The organism is Prevotella phocaeensis (assembly GCF_900065875.1).
Taxonomy (GTDB): Bacteria; Bacteroidota; Bacteroidia; order Bacteroidales; family Bacteroidaceae; genus Prevotella; species Prevotella phocaeensis.
On the sequence record NZ_LT160623.1, the window covers coordinates 180290 to 194816 of the forward strand.

General features: G+C 42.1%; 6 protein-coding genes. All 6 read right to left on the reverse strand.

Going from position 1 to position 14527, the window contains the following annotated elements; all coding sequences use genetic code 11:
• Nucleotides 1–120: 120 nt before the first annotated feature.
• Nucleotides 121–297: a hypothetical protein gene (locus BN3912_RS12300; protein ID WP_004369514.1), complete on the reverse strand. Its 177-nt coding sequence runs from the start codon at nucleotides 295–297 to the stop codon at nucleotides 121–123.
• A gap of 14 nt (nucleotides 298–311) precedes the next feature.
• Nucleotides 312–2330, reverse strand: a complete 2019-nt coding sequence (locus tag BN3912_RS05055) for a hypothetical protein (RefSeq protein WP_023984627.1) — start codon at nucleotides 2328–2330, stop codon at nucleotides 312–314.
• Nucleotides 2331–2582: 252 nt separating this feature from the next.
• Nucleotides 2583–2903 carry a DUF3467 domain-containing protein gene (locus tag BN3912_RS05060; RefSeq protein WP_023984626.1) on the reverse strand — a complete coding sequence of 107 codons (321 nt, stop codon included), beginning with the start codon at nucleotides 2901–2903 and terminating at the stop codon, nucleotides 2583–2585.
• Nucleotides 2904–2930: 27 nt separating this feature from the next.
• Nucleotides 2931–5645, reverse strand: coding sequence for a C10 family peptidase (locus BN3912_RS05065; protein ID WP_051403451.1), 2715 nt, complete (start codon nucleotides 5643–5645; stop codon nucleotides 2931–2933).
• Between the two features lie 549 nt (nucleotides 5646–6194).
• Nucleotides 6195–10526 (reverse strand): DNA-directed RNA polymerase subunit beta', encoded by a 4332-nt coding sequence (gene rpoC / locus BN3912_RS05070; RefSeq protein WP_023984624.1) that lies wholly within the window; start codon nucleotides 10524–10526, stop codon nucleotides 6195–6197.
• Between the two features lie 46 nt (nucleotides 10527–10572).
• Complete coding sequence (gene rpoB, locus BN3912_RS05075; protein ID WP_036859788.1) at nucleotides 10573–14385, reverse strand: DNA-directed RNA polymerase subunit beta; 3813 nt, start codon at nucleotides 14383–14385, stop codon at nucleotides 10573–10575.
• Between the last annotated feature and the right edge of the window lie 142 nt (nucleotides 14386–14527).

Below are 14527 nucleotides of genomic sequence, written 5' to 3' on the forward strand. Positions count from 1 at the left end.
TTTAATCCGGATATCAGACTTATTTATCTGGCACTGACCAAACACATTAATTACAGTAAAGGGCACAATTACCAATAACAAATATCTTTTCATCTCAATTAAATATTTTATAATTAATATTTATTCTTCAAATTCGAAATCCATGGACTTGCTTGCAGCCTCATCGGCATCACCCGCCGAGCTTTGCCCGCCTATATTTATATCTCCTTCCTCTGAGATATGAGAAGAAGAGCCTGCCAATATTTCGTTACGACACACTGTTTTCCAGCAAACAGGAAATACATATACCTTTTTCATTTACACTTTTTTGCCTACCTAATAACTATTTTCTTTCCATTTACGATATAAATACCCTTTTGCAAACTTTGCAGACTATTGCCGACATATCGCCCGCAAAGATCATAAACCTTGTATTCCTGCAGCCGGTCTTTTTCGATCATAGGAGCGATTGCTGTAGGACCGGAGCCCTCTGTATCTGTCATAATTTTTGCAGAAACACTATTTACGGGAATTTTAAAATAAGCGCGAACGCCTCTTATCCTTGCCTTATCTTCTGTCTGCGGATAGGCTAAAGAACCGTTAGGCTTAAGAAATCTTTCTGTTTTATTCGTTTTCAAAGTCAACGGGCTGTACGTTCCTGCAAAGCTGTAGCTACCGTGCGTGACGGTTATTTCATGAACCGGCTCTATATCCACATTCTCAAAATAAAGCACAGATAATTCCGCTTCAGGCTTTATCAGGTAAGGTTTACCGGCTTCTATCGCATCCGAAGGTTTGAACTTCATTATTTCTCCGGCAACTGTGTCGTACTCTCGAAGTTTACAGCCTTTAATCGTTGTGCTGAAAGGTAGGCACAACGTATTCCAATAATTTGGCGACAAAGTACGCAATACCCTCACTGTAGCATGCTCAATTCGCCTTTTGGGAATGGTAAAAGGCTTCTGTTCGTTGATTACGTACACCACCGGATTACGATTGTTTTCGAAAATAGGGCAAATTTGCTTCCCTCCTTCTGCCGTTGGCAAGGCTATTCCGGTGATATCGACAATGGAACCGGCATAAGGAGGCATATATTTTTTATTCGAAAGATGGAAGCAATCGGCCACTTTAATAGTACTCCCGTCTGCGTTACATCTCCCTTCCTCATCTACTATGACATCCTTCAATGTTACCCAGTCTGCATAATGGTCGGAATAAACAGTAGGTGTAATCGTCTTAGGCTCTACGTCTAATTCGGTTACTTTATCTGCAATAATCAGATAGATGGTATTGGTATGTTCGGTAGACTCAAACACTGCCATTCCATCTTTTATTTCTTTCTTGCCGATAACCCACCCTGCAATGTGCTGATTATGCATAAACGTTCTGCTTGCATGGGGGATACGGCAGCGCATGGCACCGCTGTTATCTCTCACATACGCCTTGCCATTCTTTGCAAAGAGTACGCGTGCGTTTTGCTCATCTCTTAGATATAAACATGCCTCAGTACCATCCTGCAGTTCCTTAAATGCCTCGATAGTCTTTACAGTAGGGCCTAATGTATAGGTACGAGCAACCACATTGCTTGCTTTACCCGCCCTATTATAAGCAACAGCCTGCACTTTAGAAGTCTCAGACAGTATAAACGTCTGCTCTCCGACCACTTTCTGCGCATTATCTTTTGTTGGGGCCACCCTGCTATTTATATTATAATAAACCGTTGTTCCATGCGGTGCTTTGATGGTGAAAGCGGGTTTATGCTCCTTATTATCAATCAACCAGAACGTAAAATCGTCCGGCAGGATGGGCTCGGCAACAGGTGTATTGGGATCGGGAGTAGCAGTTTCCACTTTCAAGTCATCAAGAAAGAAACGGTTGTTCTTAGACTTTTCCGCCTCTATAGTAATAGTGGGGCTCTCTTTAACATCGGTAATAGAAACCGTATATTCCATAAATTTGCCCTTATTTATCTGTATGATACCTTTGCTAAGTTTACCGTTAGAAATAGATATTTTTATCGCCGAATGCTCTTTTCTGTTATTCCATGCGCCGGCTCTAAAGGTAAGCGTCGCATTTCCTTCGAACTTTAAAGGGGGCGTTTTTATAGAACCGCCTTCATTAGTTTTGCCGAGTTTTATACATTTATTCGCCTTATACACATTCTGCAAGGTAAAGTTATTATAATTATCAGGAACTGTAGAATATCCTTTAGGTGCCCAATCATTATCATTACCGCCCTTATTAGTAAACTCGTCAAAGGTTTCATTGAGAATCACACTTTGGGCAAAAGCCATATTATGGCACAAGAAAAGAGCCGCCACCGACAGTAACAGCCGAAATATCAGTTTCATATAGATTTGTTTTTAGTTTGAGTTTTTGGATATTAAAATCCGGTTATATTAGTTTTATAAGTTTGTTATATACAATGTCGAATGTTTCTATAGAGTAATTACTTAGTGCAAATATACCATTTTTATTTTAAAACAACAAAAAATATCTATAATTTGAAATAAAAAAGAGGTGTTCCTCTAATTTGAGTACACCTCTTTTATTATCATTCTATTTCTCTAACCCTTTTTGCCAATTCGGCCCTGCAGGGAAGGCTATGCTTCTCCTTTACTGCTATTGAATGGATCTATCGTCCGTTCTTGTTGATTAGGAATATTGATTTTACCGAACATTTGTTCATACTTATAGACATTCTCTTGCAGGGCTGCAAGCAAACGCTTGGCATGTTCCGGTGCCATAATAACACGACTACGCACTTGCGGTTTCTGTACTCCGGGAAGAATACGTACGAAGTCGAGTACGAAATCAGAACTGGAATGAGTGATCAACGCAAGGTTTGCATACTCGCCCTGTGCTACATCGGGATTTAACTCAATTTGAAATCCCTGCTGATTTTCATTGTTATTTTCTGCCATAATAAAAACATATCTTTAGATAACATCTTATTTTATCCGTACTTTCAATACCTTTTCATCGCTATCGGAACTTGCCTTTACGATATAAACACCTTTCACAAAAGAGGAAAGAGAGAACTTAAATTGCCTATCTCCCTGCATTACAAATCGTTTAAAGAGCACACCATTGGAACTGAAAACAGATACGGTACGCAGATTATCCCCCGTTACTGTAACTTCATTCCCTTCATACCAAACATTTAACGGGCAGTTATCTGTCCCGGCTCTCTCTATTCCTGAGGTAGAATAATCGGCAAACGTTACCTTGCTTCCTTCGAAAGTGATATAATGAGCAGGTTGTTCAGGGTTCCATAACTCCACTTCACTGCCATTAACAACACCTTTAACTACCACACGATAAGGGCGTTTGTTAAGCACCTTGATATCTTGGGGCTTACGCCAACCCGTCGTAATATTGGTAGCTACCTCCGAAGATATGGTAACCCGTTCCCATTCGCTCCACAAAGGAATTTGCCTCTTCGTTTCACTATCCTCCAATAAAAGTTTTACACTACCGTCGTAACTGCGATGGGCACCTGCCGTCAACTGCAAACGGAACTTCAAAAGAGAATTCTGAGAAAGGTCTATTTGGCTTTTGCCGATAACATCCTCACTATTATCCAACACCAGTACATCCACATTCTGTATCAACGATTTCTCACCCATCTTAACGACATCGATATAGGCTGTGTCTTTATCATGGATATTTTTCACCCCATAACGTACTGCATAAGCATCATACACACCGCCATTTCCATCGTCGCCAAGTACTTCTATGTGCACTTGATAACGCTTGGGAATGATATCGGCAGGCAATGAAACCATAACAGGCACATTCGATATCGAAAATCCATCGAACTCAGTAAGCCGTTTGGTACGACTTTCAACAACCACAGAACCATTCTCATCTTTTAATTGCATTTTCACATAACAATCACGAAGCATACCGCTCAAGTTCTTCAACCGCAGAACTACTTTAGCCATATTACCCGGTTCCAGCGGCTCTCCAAGTATCGGATTTTCCATTAATTGGAAACCTGCCTGCATATTATTCTCCTCTGATATGCGCACTATATTGCCTGTAAGTTCAATCTCCATATTGGGCGCCCGCTTCATTTTCAGCCAATCATCCCACTCACCATTGTCTTTTGCTGCCGCACATAAAGGAACAAAACGATAATAACCGTCCTTCAAGCCGGACAAATCTATCTTGACATATTGCGAATCTACGATAAGCGCATCTTTTAACATGTACCCCTGATTGTATTGTCCAAACACACGTTGCGTGAAACCTCCATTGGCATGATCATTCGAAGCACATAACTTCACGCGTTCTCCTTTAGAATCATAAATACCGATTCCGATATCTCCATTGAATGCCTCTCCTCTATTCACGAAATAGGCCATCCTCACATCGGGCATCTTGCTCCGTTCGAAGCTCTTTCCCAAACCTTTCGGCAACGATAAATAGCCTTCGCTATTGAACACGAGTTGCGGACTGTCTTGCATCAATTCTTTATCTATCGGCAACGCATCCGGTTTATTGGGATGCGCAAGAATAGCTGTAAGCCCTCTTCTAAATGAAAGTGGCTTGCCATTAAACTCGTTTCCGGACTGCGAAACATCGAGTGCAGTAAGCGAATAATAACCATTGCTCTGCCCATCCCACCCGAAGTTCATGTGGAAAAGGCTGTTTTCATCGAAGCCATCGGTTACCCATGCATGACCCGAGAGACTGTTACTACTGGAACCTGAAAGGTAAACAGGAAAACCGTTGAGCATTTCTTTTTGCAAAATTTGGGTAAAACCGGCAGGTCCCTCCAAATCTCTTGTAACGTAAGCTGCCGTATAATCGAAATTCAATTTAAATGCATAAAAAGCCATCCAGCTACTAGCACCGCTCGATCTTGGCGTATATTGCATATTTACAGATATGCCCGCGTCGCTCATCAACAACGCCACAGCATCATTCTGTGCAGCAGTTGCTTGGACCGGATATCGATAATCGGGCAACATATTTTCCCAATCGTAATGCGATTTGCTGAAATCAGCAGTCTTAGTTTCGCGATAATAACTCACTACATAGTCATTCTTCCCCTTACCTTGTGCAGGCCAACGATGATAATACATTAGTTGTGCCATCGCCGTAGCTACACATCCCGAATAAGGATAGCCCGTTTTAGCATTATAGGGATAGCCTTGTCCCCACTTACTTTTCACCATCGGAGCCACTTCTGTTACACGATATACAGCTTGCTGAATAGGAGACGAAGCCACAGCACCCTGCTTCAGGTGATAGTAATGCTGTGTATAACCAGCCAACAACAGACGCACTCCGTCATTAGCATGCAACGTATCGAGGGTTCCTTCGCGACTGTAGGCAAGAACCTCGCCCATCCTGTCATCACCGGCAACTACGACGAACCCTTGCCCTTTACTATCATTGAATATATAGAGCGGCAACTCTTTCTTTCCGCTCACGCTACGTGTCTGCACACCTTTGCGGGTATCACGACTCGGGATAATATATTTCTTGGCAATCTGCAGTGCCTGCTTGGGTGAAATATGAACTGCCTGAAGCGGACAAATATAAGAAAAAAATAATGAAATACTTATCAATAAAGTTAATACCTTATTGGAATTTCTCCGGTTAATCATTAAAGAAACAAGGTTTTTACAAACTTCTATTAAACTTTGTGCCATTTTTATTATTTGTTTTGTAGATATTGGAAGACATGAAGGGATAAAATCATCAATATATTATTTTGAAAAGTTAAACACTTAAAAAAAGTATGCGAGTTGATTACTGTCCGAGTTTTGCACTTCAATATAGCCTGCTATTATCTCAAATATCCCTCATCTATCGCTGCAAAGATACGAAAAAAAGCAGAAATCTTCATATATCGAACAAAAAAATAATGCCATTCCATACAAATTAGCAAATTTGACAAGTGGGTATATCTTTACTATGTGTATACTTTAAATACCGGTTTCTTTTACAGTTGAGAAATACACGATCGGCATACATATACTACGACAATCTTGATTAACCGATATATGTATCAAGAATAAACGCTACTCATATCGATATCAGAAGTATCATTTATCCCGATATAACTTTCATTGTGTGCTTTAAAAACATACTCAAATAAAAAATCGCAAGCTATTCGGAACCTCCGGACAACTTGCGATTATAATTCGTAGAATAACAGAGAACGTACTCTGTTACTATCATTTATTTACGACAGAAAATCATTCTGCAGATGCATTTTGGTCTACAAAGTCGAGCACGTTCTTACGGTTAGCTTCCATACGCTCGTACTCTTCTTTCGAACCAACGATAATCTTATCCCACTGACGAAGACCTGTTCCGGCGGGAATCAGATGACCACAGATAACATTTTCCTTCATTCCTTCCAAACGGTCTACCTTTCCACGGATAGCAGCCTCGTTGAGTACCTTGGTTGTTTCTTGGAACGAAGCGGCACTCATGAAGCTCTTAGTCTGCAATGCTGCACGAGTAATACCCTGTAATATCTGAGTAGAAGTGGCTGGAACGGCATCACGAACTTGAACAAGTTTAAGGTCGCGACGCTTCAGACTCGAGTTCTCATCACGTAACTTGCGTGCAGAAATAATCTGACCTGCCTTCAATGTTTCAGAATCACCAGCATCGGTAACGACTTTCTTACCCCATATACGGTCGTTCTCCTCCGCAAAATCGAGTTTATCAGCCATTTCCTGTTCAAGGAAAGTCGTATCACCGGGATCATTGATAAGTACCTTGCGCATCATCTGACGCACGATTATCTCGAAATGCTTATCGTTGATTTTCACACCTTGCAAACGATATACATCTTGAACTTCATTCACAATGTATTCTTGAACGGCCGTAGGACCTTTGATTGCAAGGATATCGCTCGGGGTAATAACGCCATCTGATAGCGGTGTTCCGGCACGCACGGCATCATGCTCTTGTACAAGAATTTGCTTGGAAAGCGATACAAGATATTTACGCTGGTCGCCCGTCTTCGATGTAACGATAATCTCACGATTGCCACGCTTTACCTTACCCATAGTAACCTCTCCGTCTATTTCGGAAACAATGGCCGGATTGCTCGGATTGCGAGCCTCGAAGAGTTCGGTTACACGGGGCAAACCACCCGTAATATCACCTGCACCACCAACAGCACGCGGTATCTTCACAAGAGTTTCACCCGTGTTGATAGTCTGCCCGTCTTCCACTACAACGTGACCACCCACAGGGAAGTTGTAAGTTCCAATTACCTTCCCGTCCTTACCGATAACATCACAAGTAGGAACCATCGACTTATCTTTCGATTCCATAATGATCTTCTCAGTAAGACCGGTAGTCTCATCAGTCTCGGCATGATAGGTTTTTCCCTCGACAACCCCATTGAATTTCAAAATTCCGGCATACTCTGAAACGATGACAGCATTAAACGGATCCCACTTAGCAATGAGCTTTCCTTTAGTTACTTTGTCGCCATGTTTGAAATAGAGTGAACTGCCGTAAGGCACATTCAACGTACTAAGTACAATATTAGTATGGGGATCGACAAAACGGATTTCAGCAAGACGGCTGACAACTTTCTGGCATTTAATATCGCTCTCGCCCTCATTCTCTTCATAAGGAACAGTACGAAGTTCATCGAATTCTATTCTTGAATCGTTCTTAGCTATGATACTGGCATTAGCAGCTGCATTTCCGGCAACACCGCCAGCATGGAACGTACGCAGAGTAAGCTGAGTACCGGGCTCGCCGATAGCTTGAGCAGCGATAACACCTACAGCCTCTCCCATCTGAACCATACGAGCTGTAGCAAGGTTACGTCCATAACACTTCATGCAGACACCGTGCTTACTTTCGCAAGTAAGTACCGAACGAATTTCAACGCTTTCTATCGGAGATTCTTCAATAGCTTGTGCCTTATCTTCCGTAATTTCCTCTCCGGCAGCAACAATAAGTTCACCTGTCGTAGGATTAACAATATCATGAACAGACACACGACCAAGAATACGCTCGTATAATGTAGAGATGACTTCATCGCCGCTCTTCAAAGCTGTACATACAAGTCCACGTAACGTACCGCAGTCTTCCTCTGTAATGATCACATCGTGAGATACATCGACAAGACGACGTGTGAGATATCCGGCATCGGCAGTCTTCATAGCTGTATCGGCAAGACCTTTACGAGCACCGTGAGAACTGATGAAGTACTCAAGCACCGACATTCCCTCCTTAAAGTTTGATAAGATCGGGTTCTCTATGATCTGTGCTCCTTCGGCACCGGCCTTTTGGGGTTTCGCCATCAGACCACGCATACCGGAAAGCTGTTTAATCTGATCTTTGGAACCACGGGCCCCGGAATCGAGCATCATATATACAGCGTTGAAACCTTGATCGGCCTCGGTCATTTCTTTCATCAAAACATCTCCAAGTTCATTATTTACGTGCGTCCATGCATCGATAACCTGATTGTAACGCTCCGTATCGGTAATGAAACCCATTTCGTAGTTGGTCTTTATCTGATCTACCTCATCTTGTCCTTTCTGAACGATTATTTCTTTTTCTTTCGGAATGATAATATCATCGAGGTTAAAGGAGAGACCGGCCACATAAGACATACGATATCCCAAATTCTTGATACCATCGAGGAACTCACAGGCGCGGGCCATACCCACGCCCTTGATTACATCGGCAATAATACCGCGTAATGTTTTCTTCGAAATAATATCGTTGAAATACCCAACTTCTTCAGGAATAATGCCATTCACAATAACACGTCCGACAGAAGTCTCGACCATCCGTTTCTGCAATTTGCCATCGATTAGGTCGACAACAACAACTTTCACAGGAGCATGGAGATCGCACTTGCCTTCGTTGTAAGCAATAAGAGCCTCTTCAGGACCGTAGAACGTAAGACCTTCACCTTTAGCCCCGGGACGCATCTTCGTAATATAATAAAGTCCAAGCACCATATCCTGCGAAGGTACCGTAATAGGAGCTCCATTGGCAGGATTAAGAATATTATGGCTTTGAAGCATAAGTACCTGCGCTTCGAGCACGGCCTCATTGCTTAACGGAAGATGAACAGCCATCTGATCTCCATCGAAATCGGCATTGAATGCCGTACATGCCAATGGATGTAGCTGGATGGCTTTACCTTCGATCAATTTAGGTTGGAAAGCCTGAATACCAAGACGGTGAAGTGTCGGAGCACGGTTAAGGAGAACAGGATGGCCTTTCATCACATTCTCCAAGATATCCCAAATAACTGGTTCACGACGGTCAACGATCTTTTTTGCACTCTTAACCGTCTTTACAATGCCTCGCTCTATCAATTTACGAATAATAAAAGGCTTGTAAAGTTCTGCAGCCATCAATTTAGGAAGGCCGCACTCGCCCATCTTCAATTCTGGTCCGACAACGATTACCGAACGTGCCGAATAATCAACACGTTTACCAAGAAGATTCTGGCGGAAACGTCCTTGCTTTCCTTTCAGAGAGTCTGAAAGTGATTTCAACGGACGATTGCTTTCGCTTTTAACTGCAGAACTTTTGCGAGAGTTATCAAAGAGACTATCGACAGCCTCCTGAAGCATACGCTTCTCGTTACGAAGAATTACTTCAGGTGCTTTGATTTCTACAAGTCTCTTCAAACGGTTATTACGGATAATGACACGCCGATAAAGGTCGTTCAAATCAGATGTTGCAAAACGTCCGCCATCCAAGGGGACCAAAGGGCGAAGTTCTGGTGGGATAACTGGAATGATTTTCATAATCATCCATTCCGGCTTATTAATATTCGTCGAAGAACGGAATGACTCAACAACCTGAAGACGCTTCAACGCCTCTGTCTTACGCTGTTGGCTGGAGTCATTGTTTGCACGATCGCGCAACTCGTACGAAAGGCCGTCAAGGTCTATGTTCGAAAGCAAATCATAGATTGCTTCGGCCCCCATCTTAGCTATAAACTTATTAGGATCGGTATCATCAAGATACTGATTGTTCTGATCGAGTTGATTATCGATAATATCAAAATACTCCTCCTCTGAAAGAAGATCCATCTTGTGAGAACCATTGAGTTCTACGCCTTCTGCATCTTTTCTTCCTTCAAGAGCACCCTGTTTGATTACAATATACTTCTCATAATATATAACAGAATCGAGTTTCTTTGTTGGCAATCCCAATAAATAACCGATTTTATTCGGCAAGGAACGGAAATACCATATATGGGCTACAGGTACTACCAGTTCTATATGCCCGCTACGTTCACGACGCACTTTCTTTTCAGTAACCTCTACGCCACATCGATCGCACACGATGCCTTTGTAACGTATGCGCTTGTACTTGCCACAAGCACATTCATAATCTTTCGTCGGACCGAAAATACGTTCACAGAAAAGGCCATCACGCTCTGGTTTATATGTACGATAGTTGATGGTTTCAGGCTTCGTAACCTCACCATACGAATTTTCAAGAATTTCCTCCGGTGATGCCAAACTGATGGTTATTTTGGTAAAATTATTCTTTACCTTTGTATCTTTTTTAAAAGCCATGCTTCTTTAACTATTAACTTTTAACTCTTTACGATTTATCTCATTCTTAGTCAAGTTTAACACTTAAACCAAGTCCTCTAAGTTCATGGAGCAATACATTCAACGATTCGGGGATACCCGGTGTTGGCATCGCATCGCCTTTAACTATCGACTCGTACGCCTTGCTACGCCCTACAGTATCATCCGACTTAATTGTCAGAATTTCTTGCAGTACATGGCTTGCACCGAATGCCTCAATAGCCCAAACCTCCATCTCACCAAAACGCTGTCCACCAAACTGTGCTTTACCACCGAGTGGTTGCTGAGTAATTAAAGAATATGGACCAATGGAACGGGCATGCATTTTATCTTCAACCATGTGACCAAGTTTCAAGAAGTAAGTAATACCTACAGTAGCTGGTTGATCGAAACGTGTTCCCGTCTCACCATCGTAAATATATGTAGAACAGAGACGAGGAAGTCCGGCCTTATCCGTCCATTCCTGTAGGTCTTCAAGTTTGGCTCCATCAAAAATAGGAGTGGCAAACTTCACACAGAGTTTCTTTCCTGCAGCACCGAGAATGGCCTCAAATATCTGCCCAAGGTTCATACGAGAAGGCACACCCATCGGGTTAAGCACCAAATCTACAGGACGCCCATCCTCAAGGAATGGCATATCTTCCATACGAACGACCTTGGATACAATACCCTTGTTACCATGTCGGCCGGCAAGTTTATCGCCAACCTGTATTTTACGTTTCTTGGCAACATAAACTTTCGCCATTTGAAGAATACCCGAAGGTAGTTCATCACCGATCGAAATGGCGAACTTACGGCGTTTAAGTTCCGCATCAAGCAACTTATACTTGCGGATATAGTTCATGATAAGTTTCTGAACAAGTACATTCTTATGTTCATCATTCGTCCATCCATTAGACTGTATACCGTCGTATTCGAGATTCTTCAAGGCCGCAGCCGTAAATTTACTGCCCTTTGTAATAATCTCTGCACCGGTATAATCTTTAACACCTTGCGAATTCTTTCCTTCGAGGAGAGTAAGCAGTTTGTCAACAAGAATATCCTTCAAATCATTATTCTTTGCCTCATACTCTTCATCTATCTTGGCAAGAGTGATTTTATCTTGCTTCTTGGTTTCACGAGTCTTTATTGCACGAGAGAACATCTTCTTGTCTATAATAACACCACTCAAAGAAGGGTTAGCCTTCAACGAAGAGTCTTTTACATCGCCGGCTTTATCTCCAAAGATAGCACGAAGTAGTTTTTCTTCCGGAGAAGGATCGCTTTCTCCTTTCGGTGAAATCTTGCCAATGATAATATCTCCCGGCTCTACCCGGGCACCGACACGGATTACACCATTATCATCAAGATCTTTCGTTGCTTCCTCGCTCACATTGGGAATATCGCTCGTGAATTCTTCTACGCCACGCTTAGTTTCACGAACATCAAGAGAATATTCATCTACATGTACCGAAGTTAAAACATCATCGCGAACCATACGTTCAGAGATAACTACAGCATCCTCATAGTTATAACCTTTCCATGGCATATAAGCCACCAAAAGATTACGCCCTAAAGCTAGTTCGCCATTTTCCGTAGCATAACCTTCTGTCAGTATATCACCGGCTTTCACCTTTTGTCCTTTATTACAGATGGGACGCAAGTCTATCGTCATATTCTGATTAGTACGACGGAATTTCGGAATTCGATATTCTTTCAATGCCGGTTCAAAACTTACAAACTCTTCTTCTTCCGTGCGATCGTAAAGTATACGGATCGTTGTTGCATCTACATATTCTATAACACCATCGCCTTCTGCAGTGATCATCGTACGCGAATCCTCGCACACTTTCTTCTCTAAACCGGTCCCAACAATAGGAGCATCATTATGGAGCAAGGGCACAGCCTGACGCATCATGTTACATCCCATAAGGGCGCGGTGCCCGTCGTCATGCTCTAAGAATGGAATGAGTCCGGCAGAAACAGAGGCTATCTGCTGTGGAGACACATCCATCAGGTCTACCTGATCGGGAGATACGACAGGATAATCTGCATCTTGACGGCACTTTACATAATTACGAACAAAAGAACCGCTACTTGTCAAAGGTGCATTGCCCTGTCCAATGAGCTTATCTTCCTCTTCTTCTGCTGTCAAGAATACTATATCTTTATTATCCATGTCCACCTTTCCATTTTTCACATTACGATAAGGTGTTTCAATAAAACCGAGTTCATTGATTTTTGCATAAACACAAAGTGACGATATAAGACCGATATTTGGACCTTCTGGGCTCTCTATAGGGCACAAACGTCCATAATGGGTATAATGAACGTCGCGCACTTCAAAGCCCGCACGTTCACGAGAGAGACCACCCGGCCCAAGTGCAGAGAGACGACGTTTGTGTGTTACCTCTGCAAGCGGATTGGTTTGATCCATGAACTGAGACAACGGATTCGTTCCGAAGAATGAATTGATTACGCTTGAAATCGTCTTCGCATTAATCAAATCAGTAGGGGTGAACACCTCATTGTCGCGAACATTCATACGCTCGCGAATAGTACGGCTCATACGTGCCAAACCGATAGAGAATTGATTGGCAAGTTGTTCGCCAACCGTACGTACACGACGGTTAGACAAATGATCAATATCATCTACAGTAGCATTGGAATTTATTAGCTGAATCAGATATTTGATAATCTCAATAATATCATCTTTTGTCAGCACACGAATATCCATATCTGTATTAAGTCCCAACTTACGGTTGATACGGTAACGGCCAACTTCTCCTAAATCATAACGTTTATCAGAGAAGAACAGGTTTTGGAATACCTCGCGTGCACTTGCATCATCCGCCGGATCTGCATTACGAAGTTGCCGATAAATATAATTTACAGCTTCCTTTTCTGAATTGCTGGGATCTTTGGCAAGAGTATTGAAAATGATGGAATACTTACCTGCAGAATCAGCATCCTTATGGAGTAAAATCGTAGAAGCACCACTATCGAGAATTTCATCCACATTATCAGCAGTTATCTCCGTCTCGCGCTCCATAATCACCTCATTACGCTCAATAGAAACAACTTCTCCAGTATCTTCGTCAACAAAATCTTCATTCCAGCTCTTCAAAACTCTTGCGGCGAGTTTTCTTCCCACAGCTGCCTTTACATTCTTCTTATTGACTTTCAATTCTTCTGCCAAATCGAATATTCGAAGAATATCTTTATCTGCTTCATACCCGATAGCACGCAGTAATGTTGTAACAGGTAATTTTTTCTTGCGATCAATGTATGCATACATAACATTATTAATGTCTGTAGCAAATTCTATCCAAGAGCCCTTGAACGGAATAATACGTGCAGAGTACAACATCGTGCCATTCGCATGTACGCCTTGTCCGAAGAATACGCCCGGCGAACGGTGAAGTTGAGCAACAACTACACGTTCAGCTCCATTAATCACAAAAGTGCCATTATCCGTCATATACGGAATAGTACCAAGGAACACATCTTGAATGAACGTTCCGAAATCTTCATGATCCGGATCTGTACAATACAGTTTCATCTTAGCCTTTAAAGGCACACTATACGTGAGGCCACGCTCAAGACACTCATCAATGGTATAACGTGGCGGATCAATATAATAATCCAAGAACTCAAGAACGAAATTATTACGTGTATCGGTAATCGGAAAATTTTCTGCAAATACCTTATAAAGACCGTCATTCTTGCGTTCTTCAGGCGGAGTATCTAACTGCAAAAAGTCTCTGAACGACTTTAGCTGTACATCAAGAAAATCCGGATATGGCATCGGATTATGCACGCTGGCAAAATTTACTCTGTTATCAACAATTTTTGAAGCCATAAAAATAGGATTAGGGATTAGAATATTTCCTGAACACAACATCAGAAAATTTCTATCACTTACATCATTAAATAGTAAAAGACATAAAATGGTTAGAACTCACCTACCGGGTAAATTCTAACCATCATTTATTGTTTATCAG

Coding starts and splice junctions, on each gene's coding strand:
- rpoB (WP_036859788.1), bottom strand. CDS start 14,385: ATGGCTTCAAAAATTGTTGATAACAGAGTAAATTTTGCCAGCGTGCAT.
- BN3912_RS12300 (WP_004369514.1), bottom strand. CDS start 297: ATGAAAAAGGTATATGTATTTCCTGTTTGCTGGAAAACAGTGTGTCGT.
- rpoC (WP_023984624.1), bottom strand. CDS start 10,526: ATGGCTTTTAAAAAAGATACAAAGGTAAAGAATAATTTTACCAAAATA.
- BN3912_RS05065 (WP_051403451.1), bottom strand. CDS start 5,645: ATGGCACAAAGTTTAATAGAAGTTTGTAAAAACCTTGTTTCTTTAATG.
- BN3912_RS05060 (WP_023984626.1), bottom strand. CDS start 2,903: ATGGCAGAAAATAACAATGAAAATCAGCAGGGATTTCAAATTGAGTTA.
- BN3912_RS05055 (WP_023984627.1), bottom strand. CDS start 2,330: ATGAAACTGATATTTCGGCTGTTACTGTCGGTGGCGGCTCTTTTCTTG.